The sequence below is a fragment of the Pantoea sp. ANP04 genome (assembly GCF_041982285.1).
GTDB classification, from domain to species: domain Bacteria; phylum Pseudomonadota; class Gammaproteobacteria; order Enterobacterales; family Enterobacteriaceae; genus Pantoea; species Pantoea eucalypti.
In genome coordinates this window covers 14855-34212 of sequence record NZ_JAUTYS010000008.1, presented here as the reverse complement: position 1 = coordinate 34212, position 19358 = coordinate 14855, and the positions used below count along the sequence as shown (strand labels likewise).

The 19358-nt window shown below is 56.0% G+C and carries 18 protein-coding genes; 11 read left to right on the top strand and 7 right to left on the bottom strand.

Annotated elements, in window-relative coordinates:
• Positions 1 to 115: 115 nt before the first annotated feature.
• On the bottom strand, positions 116 to 745 hold the full coding sequence (locus Q7C21_RS12265) for a response regulator (protein ID WP_008926542.1): 630 nt from the start codon (positions 743 to 745) through the stop codon (positions 116 to 118).
• 128 nt (positions 746 to 873) lie between these two features.
• Entirely contained in the window at positions 874 to 2562 is a 1689-nt protein-coding gene (narQ, locus tag Q7C21_RS12260) for a nitrate/nitrite two-component system sensor histidine kinase NarQ (RefSeq protein WP_105098928.1), read from the bottom strand.
• A 257-nt stretch (positions 2563 to 2819) separates the two neighbouring features.
• Here narQ and Q7C21_RS12255 point away from each other — a divergent pair, with 257 nt between their 5' ends.
• From Q7C21_RS12255 to Q7C21_RS12240, 4 genes are all read left to right on the top strand, one after another.
• Entirely contained in the window at positions 2820 to 3092 is a 273-nt protein-coding gene (locus tag Q7C21_RS12255; RefSeq protein WP_008926540.1) for a DUF1471 domain-containing protein, read from the top strand.
• Between the two features lie 280 nt (positions 3093 to 3372).
• Positions 3373 to 4869, top strand: a complete 1497-nt coding sequence (ansP, locus tag Q7C21_RS12250; protein WP_008926539.1) for an L-asparagine permease — start codon at positions 3373 to 3375, stop codon at positions 4867 to 4869.
• A gap of 144 nt (positions 4870 to 5013) precedes the next feature.
• Positions 5014 to 5592, top strand: coding sequence for a GDP-mannose pyrophosphatase NudK (gene nudK / locus Q7C21_RS12245; RefSeq protein ID WP_003848817.1), 579 nt, complete (start codon positions 5014 to 5016; stop codon positions 5590 to 5592).
• Positions 5593 to 5781: 189 nt separating this feature from the next.
• Positions 5782 to 6855 carry a DUF1176 domain-containing protein gene (locus Q7C21_RS12240; RefSeq protein WP_039659577.1) on the top strand — a complete coding sequence of 358 codons (1074 nt, stop codon included), beginning with the start codon at positions 5782 to 5784 and terminating at the stop codon, positions 6853 to 6855.
• Here the strand turns inward: Q7C21_RS12240 and ampH are convergent.
• The 5 genes from ampH to amiA form a co-directional block, all read right to left on the bottom strand.
• The gene (ampH, locus tag Q7C21_RS12235) at positions 6852 to 8015 is read right to left on the bottom strand and encodes a D-alanyl-D-alanine-carboxypeptidase/endopeptidase AmpH (RefSeq protein WP_003848822.1); all 1164 of its coding nucleotides are present in this window, start codon (positions 8013 to 8015) and stop codon (positions 6852 to 6854) included. The genes Q7C21_RS12240 and ampH overlap by 4 nt on opposite strands.
• 259 nt (positions 8016 to 8274) lie before the next feature.
• Complete coding sequence (gene tkt / locus Q7C21_RS12230) at positions 8275 to 10275, bottom strand: transketolase (RefSeq protein ID WP_008926536.1); 2001 nt, start codon at positions 10273 to 10275, stop codon at positions 8275 to 8277.
• 57 nt (positions 10276 to 10332) lie between these two features.
• Entirely contained in the window at positions 10333 to 11283 is a 951-nt protein-coding gene (gene tal, locus Q7C21_RS12225; RefSeq protein ID WP_003848827.1) for a transaldolase, read from the bottom strand.
• Positions 11284 to 11629: 346 nt separating this feature from the next.
• Complete coding sequence (gene hemF, locus Q7C21_RS12220) at positions 11630 to 12544, bottom strand: oxygen-dependent coproporphyrinogen oxidase (protein ID WP_105098929.1); 915 nt, start codon at positions 12542 to 12544, stop codon at positions 11630 to 11632.
• A gap of 100 nt (positions 12545 to 12644) precedes the next feature.
• Positions 12645 to 13490: an N-acetylmuramoyl-L-alanine amidase AmiA gene (gene amiA / locus Q7C21_RS12215; protein ID WP_105098930.1), complete on the bottom strand. Its 846-nt coding sequence runs from the start codon at positions 13488 to 13490 to the stop codon at positions 12645 to 12647.
• Positions 13491 to 13697: 207 nt separating this feature from the next.
• On the opposite strand from amiA, the gene Q7C21_RS12210 reads away from it, so the two are divergent.
• The 7 genes from Q7C21_RS12210 (at position 13698) to cysA (ending at position 19318) form a co-directional block, all read left to right on the top strand.
• Positions 13698 to 14123 (top strand): GNAT family acetyltransferase, encoded by a 426-nt coding sequence (locus Q7C21_RS12210; protein WP_003848834.1) that lies wholly within the window; start codon positions 13698 to 13700, stop codon positions 14121 to 14123.
• On the top strand, positions 14113 to 14580 hold the full coding sequence (locus Q7C21_RS12205) for a DUF2919 family protein (RefSeq protein ID WP_003848836.1): 468 nt from the start codon (positions 14113 to 14115) through the stop codon (positions 14578 to 14580). The genes Q7C21_RS12210 and Q7C21_RS12205 overlap by 11 nt, the downstream gene beginning before the upstream one ends.
• Positions 14581 to 14645: 65 nt before the next feature.
• A complete protein-coding gene (locus Q7C21_RS12200; RefSeq protein ID WP_039659582.1) occupies positions 14646 to 15263 on the top strand; it encodes an RpoE-regulated lipoprotein in 618 nt (205 codons plus the stop codon).
• Positions 15264 to 15515: 252 nt separating this feature from the next.
• On the top strand, positions 15516 to 16532 hold the full coding sequence (locus Q7C21_RS12195) for a sulfate ABC transporter substrate-binding protein (protein ID WP_003848840.1): 1017 nt from the start codon (positions 15516 to 15518) through the stop codon (positions 16530 to 16532).
• Positions 16532 to 17365: a sulfate/thiosulfate ABC transporter permease CysT gene (cysT, locus tag Q7C21_RS12190; RefSeq protein WP_003848842.1), complete on the top strand. Its 834-nt coding sequence runs from the start codon at positions 16532 to 16534 to the stop codon at positions 17363 to 17365. The genes Q7C21_RS12195 and cysT overlap by 1 nt, the downstream gene beginning before the upstream one ends.
• Complete coding sequence (gene cysW, locus Q7C21_RS12185) at positions 17365 to 18240, top strand: sulfate/thiosulfate ABC transporter permease CysW (protein ID WP_008926532.1); 876 nt, start codon at positions 17365 to 17367, stop codon at positions 18238 to 18240. Before cysT ends, cysW begins: the two co-directional genes overlap by 1 nt.
• Positions 18230 to 19318, top strand: coding sequence for a sulfate/thiosulfate ABC transporter ATP-binding protein CysA (gene cysA, locus Q7C21_RS12180; RefSeq protein WP_003848847.1), 1089 nt, complete (start codon positions 18230 to 18232; stop codon positions 19316 to 19318). Before cysW ends, cysA begins: the two co-directional genes overlap by 11 nt.
• Positions 19319 to 19358: the final 40 nt, after the last annotated feature.

Sequence of the window (19358 nt, the reverse complement as noted above, 5' to 3'; positions counted from 1 at the left end):
GCGCACAGGCAGAAAGGTCGCAGGGTCTTTGCCACGATTCTCCGCCGCCTTTCACTTTACGTGCGGCAGCGAGGGAAATCGTGGAGAAATTGAGGAGAAAATGTAAATTCGTTGGCTATTTGCGGCTTTCAAGCCACATCACCGTGGCGGCAACGCGTGAACGGACATCCAGCTTACGCAGAAGGTTACGGATATGCACTTTCACTGTCTCTTCAGAGATATGCAGAATGGCAGCGATCTCTTTGTTTGACAGGCCACGCGCCACCTCCTGGAGCACGTCGCACTCGCGGTCAGTGAGAAGACGCAGAGGGTCGGCGCTGTGCTGACGGTTATCCAGATAGCTGGCGACGCCCTCACTAAAGACTTTCTCGCCCCGCGATGCCTGCAGAATATGTCCCAGCAGAATCTCTGGCTCGCTGTCCTTGAGCAGATAGCCGTCGGCACCGGCATCCACCATGGCAAAAATATCACTGCGGGCATCGGAGACGGTCAGCACCAGGATGCGCGAGCTGATACCTTCGTGGCGCAGCGCCTTTAGGGTATCCAGCCCGGACATGCCTTTCATATTGAGGTCGAGCAGAATGATGTCAGGTTCCTGACGGCGGGCTTCCGCCAGCGCTTCGGTGCCATTGTTAGCCTCGGCGATCACGTCCAGCCGGGGATCCAGTGCCAGCAGCTGACGAACGCCGCGGCGCATCAGAGGGTGATCATCCACAATCATCAATGTTAATGCGGGCTGTTGCATAATTTCTCCGTTTTATCGTTTCAGACTGCGGCGGGGCAACACGTATCGCGCACCGGTATGCCTGTGTTCAGCCTTTAATAGCCTGCTATCTGTAGCCAGTAGCGTGTTTTAATTATTTGAAGGATAAATTACGTTAGCTGCCGTGCCGGTTGCGGTGGAAAGCGCAGTTCAACCCGTGTCCCTTGATCCTGTGCATGAAGGGTCAGATTACCATTAAGGCGCTGGGCACGTTCAGCCATAATCGTCAGACCGTAATGGCCTGGAGGTTCGTCAGTACTGCCGATGCCCACGCCGTCATCCGTTATCGTAAGTAAGTGCTCACCCTTATTGCTGTGCTGATAGTCCACGTTGATCACCTGCGCACTCGCATGATGGATCGCATTCAGCAACGCCTCCCGGGCGATCTGCAAGACATGCACCTGCTGCTGTGCCTCCAGATTCTGCAGGCCGGTCTGATAGTTGAAATGTATCTCTGCGCCGCTCTTTTCCTGCAACGAGGCGATCATTGCCCGCATCGCCGCCACCAGACCTGCCTGCTCAATGGTCAGGCGGAAGGTGGTCAGCAGTTCGCGCAACTGACGGTAGGCATCAGCCAGCGCCTGATCGAAGTCAGCGATAATCGCATGGGCGGCACTGTCATCCTTGTCCACGGTGCGGCGTAACAGGGTCAGCTGAATACGTAAAAAGGAGAGTGACTGCGCCAGTGAGTCATGTAATTCCCGGGCAATCGTCGTTCGCTCTTCAATCAGCAGCATTTGTTGATACTGCTGCTGTGCCTGCCAGATCCAGATTGCGCGTCCCAGCATCGCCGCAAGACTGCGCATCAGCTCATCCGGTGGGGAAGCGCCACATGTCTGCCAGCGCAATTCGCCAATCTGCTGCTCATCCTGCTGTAATGGCTGACGTTGCCACTCACCAGCCGCCTTTTCGTCACCGGCGCGGAACTGAAACTGGTCGCTTTCGAGCCAGATTGCCGTCAGTTTTTCACGCGTCAGCACCGTGGTCAGCACCGCTTCAAACAACGCCGGATGCAGTGGGCTGGCGGTCAGCATTTGTGAGCTGTCATAGAGTAGCGACAGCGTGCGATTCGCCTGAGTTAAGTCTTCCGTCTTTGCGCGAACCGTACTCTCCAGCAACTGGTAATGCGAATGCAGGCGTGCCGCCATACCGCTAAAGGCATGCGACAGAACCCGCAGCTCATTTTGTTGCTCAACGTGCAACGGCGGAAAAGCAAAGTTGCCATTCTCGACGTAGCGGCTGGCCTTGACCAGCGCATTCAGTGGCCGCACGACATGCAGTCGGGTAAAGCGAATCGTCATGAGCGCCAGCGCCACAATCGCAATAACACCGACCAGGCTGCTGGCGGCCACCAGATGCATTTTTAATTCGGTATAGCGTTGCAGACCCAGAACAAAGCGATCAATTTCCCCGACGTAAATGGGCACCTGCTGCTGCAAGGCCACGCTATCACCCCGTTGCAACGCCTGTTTCAGGAGAGGCCAGGCGGCGCGCAGTCGCTGGTAGCGAACGCCCACTTCGCGTGGTACCCAGGGCCGATCAAGATTGTGCAGCACTGGCGCATCCAGCGTTTGCTGATAGCGCGCGAAATGTTGCGGCAGGTTTTGCGGCTGACGGCTGGCATCCCAGGCCATGCGATAGCTCTGCATGCGCAGTGAACCCGCCAGATTAATCGCCTCGGCGTCGCGCTGACTGCTGAGTAGCGTGACTAAGGCCAGACTGGTGGTGAGCAGCGACAGCAGGACAATGGCGCTGAGGGCCCGAGCGATGCTTTGTGTAACTGAACGTTTAACGATCACATGAATGGCCCTCTTCTGAGTGGGGGGATTATATGAGCGAAGTCACGCAACGCAAATGATCCCTTCCCTGTTTATCGCACAGGACATTACAGGTCGCACATAAAATGACCTCGACTGACACTTCCCAGGATGCGTTACGATTTTACGGTTAAAAAGGGAACAGGTTTACATCGTGCCGATGTTGCTTTTCATTGCAGCGCTAATAATTCACTCAGTCATTAGCAACGCAATCCCGATCACAGATCAAGGAGCATCCAATGAAAAAACTGAGTGCTGTACTGGCGGGTGCTTTACTGGCTACCGCCTCATTTGCCACCTTCGCCGCCGCGCCAGTCGATCGGTCACAGGCGCTGGGTATGCAGAGCATCGGCAGTGTGTCTGTTTCCGGCGTACGCGGTTCACTGGATGATGCGAATCGCCAGTTATCGCAAAAAGCGCAAGAGATGGGCGCCAGCCATTACCGTGTTATCGGTGTCGATAATCCAGGCGATTCCAGCTTGTGGAGCGGCACCGCAGAGATTTATCGCTAACCCAACCCTCCTGTTTCCATCCCTGTAGCTTTTACCGGCCTGAAAATGGCCGGTTTTTTTGTTTTTGTGCATCATGATGGATTCTTACAAATCAGCCTGTGCATCTGCCCGGTATATTTTGCTTCGTTCTTGCAGAACGGGTAGGATTCATCGCCGTAAATTCCCGCGTTGCCCGGCACTCACTCACGGGCAAAGGCACAGAGGAAAATCCCCCATTTTGCAGGACGTTACGTCCGCATTGGGGAGACGACGACTGATAGTCCGGACAAACAGGAATGCTATGAAATCCAAAAAGAAAACCCCAGGTGAGATGCGCGCTGCGAAACGGCGCTGGCTGAATTCTCACGATGCTGGCTACCAGAAAGCGATGGGTAACCGTCACGTTCAGATGATTGCGATCGGCGGTGCTATCGGCACCGGTTTGTTCCTGGGTGCAGGTGGCCGCTTGCAGGCTGCAGGCCCCGCGTTAGCCCTCATCTATCTGGTGTGTGGCATCTTCTCCTTCTTCATTCTGCGTGCGCTGGGCGAACTGGTGTTACACCGCCCGAGCAGTGGCAGCTTTGTCTCTTATGCCCGTGAATTCCTGGGTGAGAAAGCCTCCTACGTTGCAGGCTGGATGTATTTCGTCAACTGGGCGATGACCGGTATCGTCGATATCACCGCCGTTGCGCTTTACATGCACTACTGGGGCGCGTTTGGTGATGTGCCACAATGGGTCTTTGCACTGGGCGCGCTGGCAATTGTCGGCACCATGAACATGATTGGCGTTAAGTGGTTTGCCGAGATGGAGTTCTGGTTTGCGCTGGTGAAAGTGCTGGCGATTGTGATTTTCCTGGTGGTGGGTGTGGTGTTTCTTGGCACCGGCAAGCCGCTGGATGGCAACAGCACCGGTTTCCATCTGATTACTGATAACGGCGGCCTGTTCCCGCACGGCCTGCTGCCCGCGCTGGTGCTGATTCAGGGCGTCGTATTCGCCTTTGCCTCAATTGAGCTGGTCGGTACGGCGGCCGGTGAATGTAAAGACCCGCAAACCATGCTGCCGAAAGCGATCAATAGTGTGATCTGGCGTATTGGTCTGTTCTATGTCGGTTCGGTTGTGTTGCTGGTGCTGCTGCTGCCATGGAATGCCTATCAGGCGGGCCAGAGTCCATTCGTGACATTCTTCTCGAAACTTGGCGTGCCTTACGTTGGCAGCATCATGAACATCGTGGTCCTGAGCGCAGCGCTCTCCAGCCTGAACTCCGGCCTCTATTCAACCGGGCGTATTCTGCGTTCCATGTCGATGGGTGGCTCTGCACCGAAATTCATGTCAAAGATGAACGGTCAGCAGGTCCCTTATGCCGGTATTCTCGTCACCATTGCCGTTTATGTCATTGGTGTAGTGCTTAACTACTATGTGCCTTCTCAGGTATTTGAGATCGTCCTGAACGTTGCCTCACTGGGCATTATCTCCTCCTGGGCCTTTATCGTGGTCTGCCAGCTGCGTCTGCGCAAAGCGATCAAAGAAGGCAAAGCAGATGATGTCAGCTTCAAGCTGCCAGGTGCGCCGTTCACCTCATGGCTGACGCTGCTGTTCCTGTTCAGCGTGCTGGTGCTGATGGCGTTTGACTACCCGAACGGGACGTACACCATTGCCTCTATTCCGCTGATTGCAGTGCTGCTGGTGCTGGGATGGTTTGGTGTGCGTAAGCGTGTTAACGCTATCGCGCAGACCGAACAGGATCATCATGAGGATGAGCCTCAGTCAACCCGACTGGCTGACGATACGTCACGCTGATCAGGTCTGCATCAATCAGGGCCAGCCTTCGGGCTGGCTTTTTTTTGGCCGCTAATCGCCTATCTGGCAATGCGAATTAGGATAGTTTTCCGGCAAGCCTGGCCCTATGATGAATAACTCCCTTTATGCGGTAGCGGAGTCTCCATGTCGTTTAAGATCAACATCATCAAAAATAAGCTCCTGTCTGAAAACTGGTTTGTGCTGCGCAACTACACCTATGACATCACCGATCGCCGTGGCGAGGTTATCCGTCATAAACGCGAAGTCTACGATCGCGGAAACGGGGCGACCATCCTGCTCTATAATCGCGAAAAGAACAGCGTCGTCCTGACGCGCCAGTTCCGCATCGCGACGTACGTCAACGGCAACGACGGCGGCATGTTAATTGAAGCCTGCGCGGGCTTGCTGGACGACGACTCCCCGGAAGATTGCATCCGCAAAGAGGCGATTGAAGAGACCGGATATGCAGTCGGTGAGGTGGAGAAAATTTTTACCTGCTATATGTCGCCGGGCGGCGTCACGGAATTGGTCCACTTTTTTGCGGCAGAATACAACGAATCACTGCGCGACAACCCAGGCGGTGGCGTTGAGGATGAGTCAATTGATGTGCTGGAACTGAGCTTCCCTGATGCGCTGGCGATGGTGGCCGATGGCCGTATTCGCGACGGTAAAACCATTATGCTGCTACAGCATGCGCAGATTGCGGGATGGCTGAGGCCTTAGGAAACCCATCTGTCATACCTGTTGCCGCGCAGCAGCGCTGAACGTGGAAGGATGCAGCTTTATCCACCTTATGTACGCTTTTTAAGCACTTAACTGCGCTTTTTGCACAGGTTCACAGAATGCGAACCCTGCCAGGCCCGTTGATGCGCTATCCTCTCCATTCTGGTTATTCGGGGATCGATTTTCTTAATGTCGTATTGGATGAAATCGCTGTGGCTGTTGCCGTCTTTGTGGGTTGCCTGTGTTCAGGCGGAACCGTTGCAAAAGTCATTCAACGACTGGCAAATTACCTGCAACAATGTCGCCTTTTGCGTGGCGCGCAATATTCCAGGCGACAAAGGGTTGGTGATGACGATTTCGCGTCATGCGGGCGTCAACGATCGCCCCTTGCTGCGTATTGACTATGGCAGCGCCTACAGTGGTGCGCTGCCTGGCGGTCCGCTTCAGGATAACCTGCTGCTCGATCAGCGCCGCCTTAAGCCCGACCTCAAACACTGGACGGTAGAACCTCATCATCTCGCCACCAGCAATACCATCGCGATAGATGAGTTCCTTGATCTGGTGATGGAGGCGAAAACCCTGCAGCTCACCTTTGATCCCAATGCGCTGATCTCGTTGCGCGGCATGAAAGCTGCACTGTTGCTGATGGATGACACCCAGGGTCGGGTAAACAGCCTGAGCGCGTGGATCAAACGTGGCGACCGTGCCAGCTGGGACGTTCCGCCGCCGCCTGCGCTGCCGCCATTGCCGCCTGCTGTCGAGCCGCCCGCAGCACTGACGCGCGATGAGACCAGCGGACTCATTGATTACGGCACCTGGCGGGTCAATACCGATTCCTGTTCACTCGATCCGCTACGCCGGGAAGTCAGCGTGGCTCCCCTTACTGACCAGCGCGCGCTGCTGCTGGTCAGTTGTGAAATGGGGGCCTATAACGTGATCGATTTGGCGTTTGAAGTGACGCGCAGCCAGCCTTACGTGGCGCGGGGTATTACCTTAACGTTGCCGTTTACACCGCCGGGTGCCAGCGATCGTCAGCTGGAGCTGATTAACGCCGAGTATGATGCGGCCAGCGGCCAGCTCTACACCTTTGGTAAAGGACGGGGACTGGGCGATTGTGGCAGTGCGACACGCTGGCAGTTTGATGGCACGCGTTTTGTGTTAGCGGAGTATGCGGAAGAGTCGACCTGTGACGCCTGGCACAGCAGTGATGACTGGCCAACCCTGTGGGTCAGCCAGTCTGACGGTAGCGTACAGCAGCGTTAAGGAATGGCCTGCACCATCATCGGTGAGCCCAGTTGGTTACCCACCAGTTCGGCCAGCATATTGTTCACGCCGTCGCTCATTGGCGTAAAGCGGGTCAGCGGCGAGCGCGTCACCACGACAAACACCCCAACGTTATGCTGCGGCACCATCGCCATATAGGTGATGAAACCGCCACCGCCGCCGGTTTTCTGAATAATGCCCGGGCGACCATTTTTTGGCCCCATATAGACCCAGCCCATACCCAGTGCATCCGCTTTACCTGGCACATCCATGCCTTCAACTTTGTGCAGCTGATCGCGACGGTAAATCAGCGTTTGCAGTCTATCGATCTGCGGCGTGCGATGGTTTACCGAAGAGTTAAGGAACTGCTGCATCCAGCGGCCCATATCATCCGGCGTGGAATAGACGCCGCCGCTGCCGATCGCCGCCAGCGTGTTATTACACGGGCTGGCACCTTTCTCCGCCACCATCAGGCGTCCGCACTGCTCAGGCGACGGCGTAAAGGTGGTGTCTTTCATGCCCAGCGGGCGGGTTATCAGTTGCTGAAACAGCGCCGGATAAGGGGTGCCGGCGGCGCGTGACAGCGCATCGCTCAACAGATCGTAGCCCAGGTTGGAGTAGGCGGCACTGCTGCCGGGTGCCGCTTTAAGGCTGGCGCGCGCCAGCCATGTCCAGCGCTCGCTTTTCGTCGGCCAGACAAACACCGGACGCTGCGCTTTGCCGCCTGGCTGTTCGCGCGGCAGTCCGCTGGTGTGGGTTGAGAGATTAATCAGGCGAATAGGCTGGCCGTTATACGTGGGCACGCGTGCACCTGGAGGCGCATATTTACTCAGGGGATCGTCAAGGCGAATCTGTCCGCGTTCAGCCATCTTCACCATCACTTCACTGGTCATCAGCTTACTCAGCGAGGCGATGCGAATCAGTGAATCTTTCTGTGGACGCACATTGTTGCCGGGACGGGTGTCACCGAAGCTGGCGAACACCCGCTGATTGCCATCTATCGCCACCAGCGCCATGCCGGTTGCACCGCTGCCATAAAAAATATGTTCCGCATAGCGATCAACAATCTGAGAAGCCAGCAGCGGATCGGGCGCGACCTGCGCCATGCTTTTTAAAGGAAGCAGTGAAACCATCAGGGCCAGTAAATAGGGTGTACGCATGTTCAACGGAAGTGGCTTCGCTATAGATATCGGAGAAAATCTGCCTTCACTCATCAGAATGCGGCAGGTCAGACCCGTTTTTATCCCGGCAGGAACAACAGCAGGAAAAGAGGGCCAGCCAGCGTACAGGCAGCATTGAATAGGACGGCTCTATAGTAATCAGTTTGCGCGGGGCGTGAAGAGGGGAATAGAGGTTTTTTTCTGTTTCAGTTTTTAAGATGAAATGGCCCTTCCCGGTGAGCCGGGAAGGGCGCAGGCCTTAAACGGGCTTGAGTAATGCTTCAGCATGGCTGACGATATTCTCAACCGTGAAGCCAAACTCTGCGAACAGCTGGCTGGCAGGGGCGGACTCACCAAAGGTGGTCATCCCGACAATTGCACCATCCAGACCGACATACTTGAACCAGTAGTCAGCAATACCTGCTTCGACTGCCACACGCGCTTTCACGCCGCTCGGCAGAACAGATTCGCGGTAAGCGGCATCCTGCGCATCAAACAGGTCAGTTGAAGGCAGTGAAACCACCCGCACCTTGTGACCGCCCGTGGTGAGCTTTTCTGCTGCACCCAGCGTGATCTCAATCTCAGAACCGGTGGCGATCAGAATCACGTCTGGCGTGCCGTCGCAATCCTTCAGCACGTAGCCGCCGCGTTTGATATTTTCGATCTGCTCCGGCGTACGTTCCGGCTGCAGCAGGTTCTGACGGGAGAGGATCAGCGCGGTTGGACCGTGATGGCGCTCAATAGCCGCTTTCCACGCCACCGCCGTTTCCACCTGGTCACAAGGACGCCATACGCTCATGTTTGGTGTCAGACGCAGGCTGGCGATCTGCTCAACCGGCTGGTGCGTCGGGCCATCTTCACCCAGACCGATGGAGTCATGGGTATAGACCAGAATCTGACGCGCCTTCATTAACGCCGCCATACGCGCGGCGTTTCGCGCATATTCAACAAACATCAGGAAGGTGGCAGTGTAAGGAACGAAACCGCCATGGTGCGCGATACCGTTACCAATCGCCGTCATACCAAATTCACGTACGCCGTAGTGAATGTAGTTACCGGCCGGATCCTCTTTGATCGATTTGGAGCCTGACCAGATAGTGAGGTTACTCGGCGCCAGATCAGCTGAGCCGCCAAGGAATTCCGGCAGCATTTTACCGTACGCTTCCAGCGAATTTTGTGACGCTTTGCGGCTGGCGATTTTCTGCGGATTAGCCTGCAGTTCCTGAATGAAACGGGCTGCTTCAGTTTCCCAGTTGGCCGGCATTTCGCCATTCATGCGGCGTTCATACTCTTTCGCCAGCTCAGGATAGGCCGCTTTGTAAGCGGCAAATTTCGCATCCCAGGCTTTTTCACGTTCAGCACCCGCCGCTTTGGCATCCCACTGCTGGTAGATTTCAGCCGGGATTTCAAACGCCGGGTAGTTCCAGCCCAGCTGCTTACGGGTCAGGGCAACTTCAGCCTCACCCAGCGCTGCGCCGTGCGACTCCTCTTTACCGGCTTTGTTCGGTGACCCGAAACCGATAATGGTGCGGCAGATAATCAGTGAAGGCTTATCGGTAACGCTCTGTGCTTCTTTAATGGCGTCACGAATAGCATCAGCGTCATGTCCGTCGATGTCGCCAATCACATGCCAGTTGTAGGACTCAAAGCGTTTGTGGGTGTCGTCGGTAAACCAGCCTTCGGTCTCACCATCGATTGAAATACCGTTATGGTCGTAGAAGCCGATCAGTTTACCCAGGCCCAGGGTGCCCGCCAGTGAACAGACTTCGTGCGAGATCCCTTCCATCAGACAGCCATCGCCCATAAACACATAGGTGTGGTGATCGACGATGTCATGGTCCGGACGGTTAAACTGCGCGGCCAGCGTGCGTTCTGCAATCGCCAGACCCACGGCATTAGCCAGTCCCTGACCCAGCGGGCCGGTGGTGGTTTCAACGCCTGGGGTGTAACCAATTTCCGGGTGACCTGGCGTTTTAGAGTGCAGCTGGCGGAAATTTTTCAGCTCTTCAATTGGCAGGTCATAGCCGCTGAGGTGCAGCAGGCTATAAAGCAGCATGGAGCCGTGGCCGTTGGAGAGGATAAAGCGGTCGCGATCAAGCCAGGCGGGATTGGTCGGATTGTGCTGGAGGAAGTCGCGCCACAACACTTCGGCGATATCGGCCATACCCATCGGCGCACCGGGGTGGCCTGAATTTGCCTTCTGAACGGCATCCATGCTCAGTGCACGGATCGCGTTTGCCAACTCTCTGCGTGAGGACATACAGTTCTCCCTTGTTATGCATCAGGGCGGGAATGTCCCGCCCGATTAAAATGAGGACTACAGACGTGCGGCGAGCACATCTTCCAGTTTCTGCTGGTCAACCGCGAACTGGCGGATGCCGTCAGAGAGTTTCTCAACGGCCATCGGGTCCTGGTTATGTTCCCAGCGGAACTCCGCTTCGGAGAGCGGCGATGGCTGATGGAAGCCTTCTGTGGAGGGCTCCAGTTTGCGCTCCAGCGGCGCATCACTGTTCTGCATCTCTTCCAGCAGGTTAGGGGAGATCGTCAGGCGATCGCAGCCCGCCAGCGCGATAATCTGCTCCACTTTACGGAAGCTGGCACCCATGATGATGGTGCTGTAACGGTGCTTTTTGTAGTAATCGTAAATGCGACGCACAGACTTCACGCCGGGATCTTCATCCGCCACATAGGGTTCCATCGGCTTGCGTGAGTTGTACCAGTCATAGATGCGGCCAACAAACGGGGAGATCAGGAACACGCCCGCTTCGGCACAGGCACGCGCCTGGGCAAAGGAGAAGAGCAGTGTCAGGTTGCACTTAATGCCGTTTTTCTCCAGCTCTTCTGCTGCACGGATACCTTCCCAGGTCGACGCCAGCTTAATCAGTACGCGAGAGCGGTCGATACCGTGCTCTTCATACATCCGAATCAGTTTTTCTGCTTTGGTGACACACATGCCACGATCGAAGGAGAGGCGCGCATCCACTTCGGTCGAAACACGGCCCGGTATGCTCTTCAGGATTTCCATACCGAGGTTGATCGCCACTTTGTCGCTGGCATTAATAATCTGGGTCTCTTTGCTGCCACCCTGTTTTTTGGCGTACTCAATCGCGTCATCCATCAGGTGTTTATACCCTTCGAGACCGGACGCTTTCAGAATGAGTGAGGGGTTGGTGGTAGCATCTTCCGGATGGTAATTACGAATCGATTCGATATCACCACTGTCCGCCACCACGGTGGTGAACTGTTTTAGGGCTTCTAACTGATTCATCTCTAAACTCCTTGAAAAGAAAAATGAAAGCGAACAGGGAGCACCTCAGGCCTCGCAGCCGGTCTGTGGCATGTTCTGCTACCGGTAACGCGAACCCATAACATTGCAACAGAGACTTTCTGATGGAAATGCGGTTTCTCTGATTGTTGCGCTGCGAGGCGGTGCGAAGGAGCCGTCATGCGGTTTTTACCGTGGGATGCGCCATATTCCATCTGTAAGCATAGCAGTCACGCGGAATGACGCAGGCTGCACTGTAGCAATCCGTGCCCTGTAAAAAAGAATAAACCGATCAGGAGAGAGGTAAGCGCAGCGCGGAGGCAGGCTCGCGCTGCAGCGGCAGAAGAAATCAGACGGGCAGGTTCAGCCAGTTTTTCACCGGCAGGAAATCGCGATAGAGAGCCGCTTCAGGAGAGCCGGCCTCGGGCTGGTAATCATATTCCCAGCGCACCAGCGGTGGCATCGACATCAGGATCGATTCTGTGCGTCCACCGGTCTGCAGGCCAAACAGCGTGCCACGGTCCCACACCAGATTAAACTCCACATAGCGACCACGGCGGTAGAGCTGGAACTGGCGCTCACGATCGCCCCAAGGATGATCTTTACGGCGCGCCACAATGGGCCGATAAGCATCGATAAAGCCGCGGCCTACCGACTGCATAAAGCTGAAGCTCTGCTCAAAGTCGGGCGTATTGAGATCGTCAAAAAACAGACCGCCAATGCCGCGCTGCTCATCACGATGCTTCAGATAAAAATAGTCGTCGCACCATTTTTTGTAGCGTGGATAAACATCTTCACCAAAAGGCTGACAAATATTTGCTGCAGTCTGATGCCAGTGCAGCGCATCTTCTTCGAAGCCATAAAAGGGGGTCAGGTCAAAGCCGCCGCCAAACCACCAGACTGGATCGGCACCCGGTTTCTCGGCGATAAAGAAGCGCACGTTGGCGTGACTGGTGGGCACATAGGGATTGTTCGGGTGGATCACCAGAGAGACCCCCATCGCTTCAAAGCTACGACCCGCCAGCTCTGGCCGGTGCGCGGTCGCTGATGCTGGCATCTGATCGCCATGCACATGCGAAAAGTTGACGCCTGCCTGCTCAAAGACCGCGCCATTGCGCAGGACGCGGCTCTGACCGCCGCCGCCGCCAGGACGCTGCCAGCTATCCTCGGCAAACTGTGCGCCGCCATCTTCAGCTGCCAGCTGGTTACAAATCTCATCCTGCAGTGCGAGCAGGAATGCTTTTACGCGTGAAATATCAGCCATCTTTTCGCTTATCGTTTGTCAAAGTCTGACGCGATTATACGCAAAACCGCGCCGCTTGCATGAGTACGGCGAGTGCCCGGACCTAAACCGGCTATCTGCATCAGGCGTTGCGGCGGTCAAACTCATCAAAGTAATTGACGATGCCGCTGGCAATTGCAGAGGCAATTTTCTGGCGAAACGCCGTCGTGCCGAGTAATTGCTCTTCGTGCGGATTGGTAATAAAGGAAGTCTCAACCAGCACCGAGGGGATCGACGGTGACTTGAGTACCGCAAAGGCCGCCTGCTCGGTGTGCTGGCTATGAAGATGATGCACCGGTCGGATCTGGTCCAGCACGTGCTTGCCCAGTGTCAGGCTGTTCTTAATGGTGTCAGTCTGCACCAGGTCGAACAGGATCTGCTGCAGATAGTGATCCTGCTGCTGCGCTTTCACGCCGCCCAGTTTGTCTGCATCGTTCTCGCGCTGTGACAGGTAACGCGCCATGGAGCTGCTGGCCCCACGATTAGAGAGCGCAAATACGGAGGCGCCACTGGCGTCGGGGCTGGTAAAGCCGTCGGCATGAATCGACATAAAGAGATCGGCGCCGTGCTGATGCGCGATCTCGACGCGCTGATAGAGCGGGATAAAATGGTCGCTGTCGCGGGTCAGGCGCACTTCAATGCGCGGATGGCTCTGGAGCTGGCGCTGCACGTTGCCAGCGATCTCCAGCACGATGTGTTTCTCTTCTGAACCCTCTTCGCCAACAGCACCGGAGTCGATGCCACCGTGGCCAGGATCGATCATGACGATGCGTTTGCCGTTTTTCGCTGGTGGAGCCGGGCGCGTATGAGGATTTGCTCCGGTCAGGGTTTTTTCTTTAGCCTGAACCGCACGCGGCGTTAAAATGGCTAGCGCCAGCCCGGAAAGCAGTAACTGACGACGATGAATCAAACGTTTAAGCAGGTGCATGTGGGGGTCCGGTAACAGGAATCTTGCCGGTGTTATAGCCTAAGCCTCTGCTGCCTGCGATCACAGAACCATTTCAGGGCATTACTTTGTATTGCAGGTCGCGAACAGGAAATTTGCGCTTTTTTATTTGTCCCTCGCCATGGAGGGTTGCGTGCAGCAGAGAATGCGTGATAATCAGCAAATTGTGCTTATTTGCAGGTAAAGAAGATGGAAATCCGCGCCTTCCGCCAGGAAGATTTTGAAGAAGTGATCACCTTATGGGAACGTTGCGATTTGTTACGGCCATGGAACGATCCGGAGCTGGATATCGAACGCAAAATGAATCACGACCCCGATCTCTTTCTGGTCGCTGAAGTGGGCGGTGTCGTCGTTGGCACGCTGATGGGCGGTTACGATGGTCACCGTGGCGCGGCGTATTACCTGGCGGTGCATCCTGACTATCAGGGACGCGGCTTCGCGAATGCGCTGATGAACCGTCTGGAGAAAAAGCTGATCGCGCGAGGCTGTCCGAAACTGCATCTGATGATCCGTGAAGAGAACGATCAGGTGGTGGCGTTTTATGAGAAGCTCGATTATGAGCCGGTTGATGCGCTGCTGTTTGGTAAGCGTCTGATTGAAGATCGTGAATACTAATCCGTTACCTGGCTATCAGCCGGACGAATACGACGCGAAAGGGCAGCTACGGCTGCCGTTTCTTTTTTGGCTAATCCTGTTGCTTCAGGCCCGAACCTGGCTGCTGCTGGCGATGGCTGGCGCGTCACGGCAACAGGGCAACGATCTGCTGGCGCTGTTCTATCCGGATCGTCAGGCGTTCTGGATTGGACTGGCACTGGGTTTACCCGCGCTGGCGGGCCTGCTGCTGACCGGCTATCGCACGCGCCTGCCGCGACTCTGGCAGCACTGGCGCAGCGTACTGGCGCTGTCGCTGTTGGTGAATCTCCTCTGGCAGGGCTGGCAGTTTGTGCAGGGTGATCTGCTCAGCTCACCGCTGCCCTTGTTGCTGACGCTGTTCGACCTGCTGGCGCTGATCTGGCTGCAGTTTAATCGCCGCTGCCGCGACTGCTTTCTGCCCGAGCACCATCTCAACTAAACTTTTTGTCGCTTTGCGACTCCAATCATTTCCGCCTTTCCGGCATCGTATTTACAGGAGTTCTCATGAAAGCTGTTCGTTCCACGCTACTGATCGCCGCCGTTGCACTGAGCGGCTGTGCCAGTTCGGGTTCCGGCGCTGACAGCAGCCAGCAGGCAAGCTGGTGGAATCCGCTGACGTATCACTGGTCTTCTGCGCTGCCATGGAACTGGTTTGGTTCCACGCTGACCGCGACTGAACAGGGCGTGGGTGGGTTAACCGCCTCGACCGCCATGAAAGAGGACGCGATCAGTGCCGGACTGAACGGTGACTATTCGCTGCGACAGGGCATGCGCAGCGAGAATGGTCAGGTGATTTCATTCTGGCAGGCGCTGAATGATGGCAAAGTTAAGCTGGTAATTTATGGAGAGTCGCAGGTCGATCGTATCGAGGTCATGGATAGCGCGATCGCCAGCAGCGACGGCAGCAAAGTGGGTGATGCCTTCAGTAATAAGTTCAGCAAAGCCTTCGACAACTGCACCTTAGCCAGCGGCCCCGACGCGCGTGACGTGGCGTGCCGTGCGCCAGGCAGTCAGCATCTGACTTATGTCTATCATGGCGACTGGCACGGGCCGGAAGGATTGATGCCTTCTGACGATACCCTGAAAAACTGGAAAATCAGCAAGATTGTCTGGCAGCGTTAAGCCTGCCTTATCAGCGCGCCGCCCCCTGGCGGCCGCTGAACAGCTCAGAACCCCTGCCAGCCCACGCTGCACGCGGTTCCCTCTCCCCATCGGCTTTTGCTGATTTGTGCATAAACTCTGCCGTCGTCTTATGCTTTTTTCGACTTTGAAATCATTAAACGATATATAAAACCGTTACTGGTTTTCACTGAGTTATAAATAAACTGATGCCTCAGCGGGTGAGATCCGCATCAAACTTTTTCAGGGTGCCAAATGACATTACAAGCGATGAAAAAAATCGTGAGCGGTATCGCGTTGTCGCTGAGCCTTGCTGGCGCAGCCAACGCCACTGAACTTCTTAATAGCTCTTACGATGTGTCGCGGGAGCTGTTTGTTGCCCTGAATGCTCCGTTTGTTAAACAGTGGGATGCCACACATCCAGGCGATCCGCTCACTATCAAGATGTCACATGCCGGTTCATCAAAACAGGCGCTGGCTATCCTGCAGGGACTGCGCGCGGATGTGGTGACCTACAATCAGGTGACGGATGTGCAGGTGCTGCACGATAAAGGCAATCTGATTGCTGCAGACTGGAAAAGCCGTCTGCCGAACAACAGCTCACCTTTCTACTCCACCATGGCGTTTCTGGTGCGCAAAGGAAATCCAAAGCAGATTCATGACTGGTCAGATCTGACCCGCAGCGATGTAAAGCTGATTTTCCCGAATCCGAAAACGTCCGGTAATGGCCGCTACACCTATCTGGCCGCCTGGGGCGCAGCGGACAAAGCTGATGGCGGCGATCAGGCCAAAACGCAGGCCTTTATGACGCAGTTCCTGAAAAACGTGGAAGTGTTTGATACCGGTGGTCGTGGCGCGACGACGACTTTTGCTGAGCGCGGTCTGGGCGACGTCCTGATTAGCTTTGAGTCGGAAGTGAATAACATCCGTAACCAGTACGGCAAAGATGAATATGAAGTCGTGGTGCCGAAAACCAATATTCTGGCGGAGTTTCCGGTGGCGTGGGTGGATAAGAACGTCGCCACCAACAAAACCGCAGATGCGGCCAGCGCATACCTGAACTATCTCTACACCCCAGAAGCGCAGAATATTATTACGCACTACTACTATCGCGTGAATAATCCACAGCTGATGGCAGCGCAGAAAGATCGCTTCCCGCAGACCAGCCTGTTCCGGGTGGAAGATGCCTTTGGTGGCTGGGACAAAGTAATGAAGACGCACTTTGCCAGCGGTGGTGAGCTCGATAAATTGTTAGCGGCGGGGCGCGGATAATGTTTGCAGCCAGCCATAAACGCGTATTGCCCGGCTTTGGTCTCAGCCTTGGCACCAGCCTGCTCTTTACCTGCCTGATTCTGCTGCTGCCGATCAGCGCGGTGATCATGCAGCTGTCGCAGATGACGCTGCAGCAGTACTGGGATGTGGTGACTAACCCGCAGCTGATTGCCGCCTATAAAGTGACGCTGCTCTCTGCCGGTGTTGCGTCACTGTTTAATGCCGTGTTCGGCATGCTGATGGCGTGGATTCTGACCCGTTATCGCTTCCCGGGCCGTGCACTGCTGGACGGTCTGATGGATCTGCCCTTTGCACTGCCTACCGCCGTAGCGGGTCTCACCCTGGCCGGACTCTTTTCGGTCAACGGCTGGTACGGACAGTGGTTCGCCCATTTCGACATCAAAATTTCCTACACATGGATTGGTATCGCCATTGCCATGGCCTTTACCAGCATTCCGTTTGTGGTACGAACCGTACAGCCGGTGCTGGAAGAGTTAGGCCCGGAGTATGAAGAGGCCGCCGAAACCCTGGGTGCCACACCGTGGCAGAGCTTCCGCCGCGTGGTGCTGCCAGAGGTAGCCCCTGCGCTGCTGGCCGGTACGGCACTCTCCTTTACGCGCAGCCTGGGTGAGTTTGGTGCGGTGATTTTCATTGCCGGTAACATCGCCTGGAAAACCGAGGTGACCTCCCTGATGATTTTTGTCCGGCTGCAGGAGTTCGACTATCCGGCGGCCAGCGCCATCGCCTCGGTGATCCTGACGGCCTCGCTGATTCTGTTATTCGCCATTAACACATTACAGAGCCGCTTTGGCCGTCGTCTGGGAGGTCACTAATGGCTGAGGTTTCACAACTTAATCACGCGGCGCGTCAGCCGGTGAACTGGGGCAAGTGGCTGCTGATTGGTACTGGCGTACTGATTTCTGTTCTGCTGCTGGTGGTGCCGATGGCCTCCATCTTCTGGGAGGCGCTCAATCAGGGCCTGATCGTGGCGCTCAGCAATCTGGCCGACCCGGACATGCTGCACGCTATCTGGCTGACTGTCATGGTGGCACTGATTACCGTTCCGGTTAACCTGGTATTCGGCACGCTGCTTGCCTGGCTGGTCACGCGCTTTACCTTTCCGGGACGTCAGCTGCTGCTGACCCTGTTCGATATTCCTTTTGCCGTGTCGCCGGTTGTCGCCGGTCTGATGTACCTGCTGTTCTGGGGCGTGAATGGTCCGGCAGGCGGCTGGCTGGATGCGCATAACATCCAGATTATGTTTGCCTGGCCGGGTATGGTGCTGGCGACGGTGTTTGTGACCTGTCCGTTTGTGGTCCGCGAACTGGTTCCGGTGATGCTGAGTCAGGGCAGTCATGAAGATGAAGCGGCGGTGTTGTTAGGCGCCTCTGGCTGGCAGATGTTCCGTCGTGTGACGCTGCCGAACATACGCTGGGCGCTGCTGTACGGCATCGTGCTGACCAACGCCCGTGCGATTGGTGAATTTGGTGCGGTCTCGGTGGTCTCGGGATCGATTCGCGGTGAGACCTATACGTTACCGCTTCAGGTTGAATTATTGCATCAGGACTACAACACCGTTGGCGCGTTCACCGCAGCCGCACTGTTAACCCTGATGGCAATTGTGACGCTGTTTCTGAAAAGCATTGTGCAGTGGCGTTTAGAGCAACAGCACAAACGCCTGCAACAGGAGGGAAATCATGAGCATTGAGATTAACAAGATCAACAAGTCCTTTGGTCGCACCTCGGTGCTGAACGATATCTCTCTGGATATTGCCTCGGGTGAAATGGTGGCGCTGCTTGGCCCATCAGGCTCGGGTAAAACCACGCTGCTGCGTATTATCGCCGGGCTGGAGCATCAGAACAGCGGTCAGATCCGTTTTCATGGCAACGATGTCAGCCGCCTGCATGCGCGCGACCGTCAGGTCGGTTTTGTGTTTCAGCACTATGCGCTGTTCCGTCATATGACAGTGTTCGACAACATCGCCTTTGGCCTGACTGTCCTGCCGCGTCGTGAACGTCCTTCAACGGCAGAAATCAAACAGCGTGTTACGCGTTTGCTGGAGATGGTGCAACTGGCCCATCTGGCGAATCGCTTCCCGGCACAGCTGTCGGGCGGCCAGAAACAGCGTGTGGCACTGGCGCGTGCATTAGCGGTTGAACCGCAGATTCTGCTGCTGGATGAACCCTTTGGCGCGCTGGATGCTCAGGTACGTAAAGAGCTGCGCCGCTGGCTGCGTCAGCTGCATGAAGAGATTAAATTCACCAGTGTGTTTGTGACCCATGACCAGGAAGAGGCGATGGAAGTCGCCGATCGCGTGGTGGTGATGAGCCAGGGCAACATCGAACAGGTCGGCACGCCAGATGATGTGTGGCGCGATCCGGCAACCCGCTTTGTGCTGGAGTTCCTGGGTGAAGTGAATCGCTTTGATGGCGAAATTCAGGGATCGCAGTTCCACGTGGGCGCGCATCACTGGCCGCTGGGCTATACCTCGGCACATCAGGGCGCCGTGGAGCTGTTCCTGCGTCCGTGGGAAATCGACGTGTCGCGCCGCAGCAGCCTGGAAACCCCGTTGCCGGTGCAGGTGCTGGAAGTGAGCCCGCGTGGCCACTTCTGGCAGCTGGTGGTGCAGCCTGCTGGCTGGCAGAGCGAGCCGTTCTCGCTGGTGTTTGAAGGTGATCAGACGGCCCCGATTCGTGGCGAGCGTCTCTTCGTAGGCCTGCAGCAGGCGCGCCTCTATAAAGGTGACACACCGTTGCGCCCGGTTGCCTTTGCACAAAGCGCCTGATATTTTCTCATCAACAACGGGCGGGAGTGTGACTCCCGCC

What these genes read in the sequence shown, in the direction of transcription:
- Q7C21_RS12265 (WP_008926542.1), bottom strand. Translation starts at nt 745, where the DNA reads ATGCAACAGCCCGCATTAACATTGATGATTGTGGATGATCACCCTCTG.
- Q7C21_RS12255 (WP_008926540.1), top strand. Translation starts at nt 2,820, where the DNA reads ATGAAAAAACTGAGTGCTGTACTGGCGGGTGCTTTACTGGCTACCGCC.
- ansP (WP_008926539.1), top strand. Translation starts at nt 3,373, where the DNA reads ATGAAATCCAAAAAGAAAACCCCAGGTGAGATGCGCGCTGCGAAACGG.
- nudK (WP_003848817.1), top strand. Translation starts at nt 5,014, where the DNA reads ATGTCGTTTAAGATCAACATCATCAAAAATAAGCTCCTGTCTGAAAAC.
- Q7C21_RS12240 (WP_039659577.1), top strand. Translation starts at nt 5,782, where the DNA reads ATGTCGTATTGGATGAAATCGCTGTGGCTGTTGCCGTCTTTGTGGGTT.
- ampH (WP_003848822.1), bottom strand. Translation starts at nt 8,015, where the DNA reads ATGCGTACACCCTATTTACTGGCCCTGATGGTTTCACTGCTTCCTTTA.
- tkt (WP_008926536.1), bottom strand. Translation starts at nt 10,275, where the DNA reads ATGTCCTCACGCAGAGAGTTGGCAAACGCGATCCGTGCACTGAGCATG.
- tal (WP_003848827.1), bottom strand. Translation starts at nt 11,283, where the DNA reads ATGAATCAGTTAGAAGCCCTAAAACAGTTCACCACCGTGGTGGCGGAC.
- hemF (WP_105098929.1), bottom strand. Translation starts at nt 12,544, where the DNA reads ATGGCTGATATTTCACGCGTAAAAGCATTCCTGCTCGCACTGCAGGAT.
- amiA (WP_105098930.1), bottom strand. Translation starts at nt 13,490, where the DNA reads ATGCACCTGCTTAAACGTTTGATTCATCGTCGTCAGTTACTGCTTTCC.
- Q7C21_RS12210 (WP_003848834.1), top strand. Translation starts at nt 13,698, where the DNA reads ATGGAAATCCGCGCCTTCCGCCAGGAAGATTTTGAAGAAGTGATCACC.
- Q7C21_RS12200 (WP_039659582.1), top strand. Translation starts at nt 14,646, where the DNA reads ATGAAAGCTGTTCGTTCCACGCTACTGATCGCCGCCGTTGCACTGAGC.
- Q7C21_RS12195 (WP_003848840.1), top strand. Translation starts at nt 15,516, where the DNA reads ATGACATTACAAGCGATGAAAAAAATCGTGAGCGGTATCGCGTTGTCG.
- cysT (WP_003848842.1), top strand. Translation starts at nt 16,532, where the DNA reads ATGTTTGCAGCCAGCCATAAACGCGTATTGCCCGGCTTTGGTCTCAGC.
- cysW (WP_008926532.1), top strand. Translation starts at nt 17,365, where the DNA reads ATGGCTGAGGTTTCACAACTTAATCACGCGGCGCGTCAGCCGGTGAAC.
- cysA (WP_003848847.1), top strand. Translation starts at nt 18,230, where the DNA reads ATGAGCATTGAGATTAACAAGATCAACAAGTCCTTTGGTCGCACCTCG.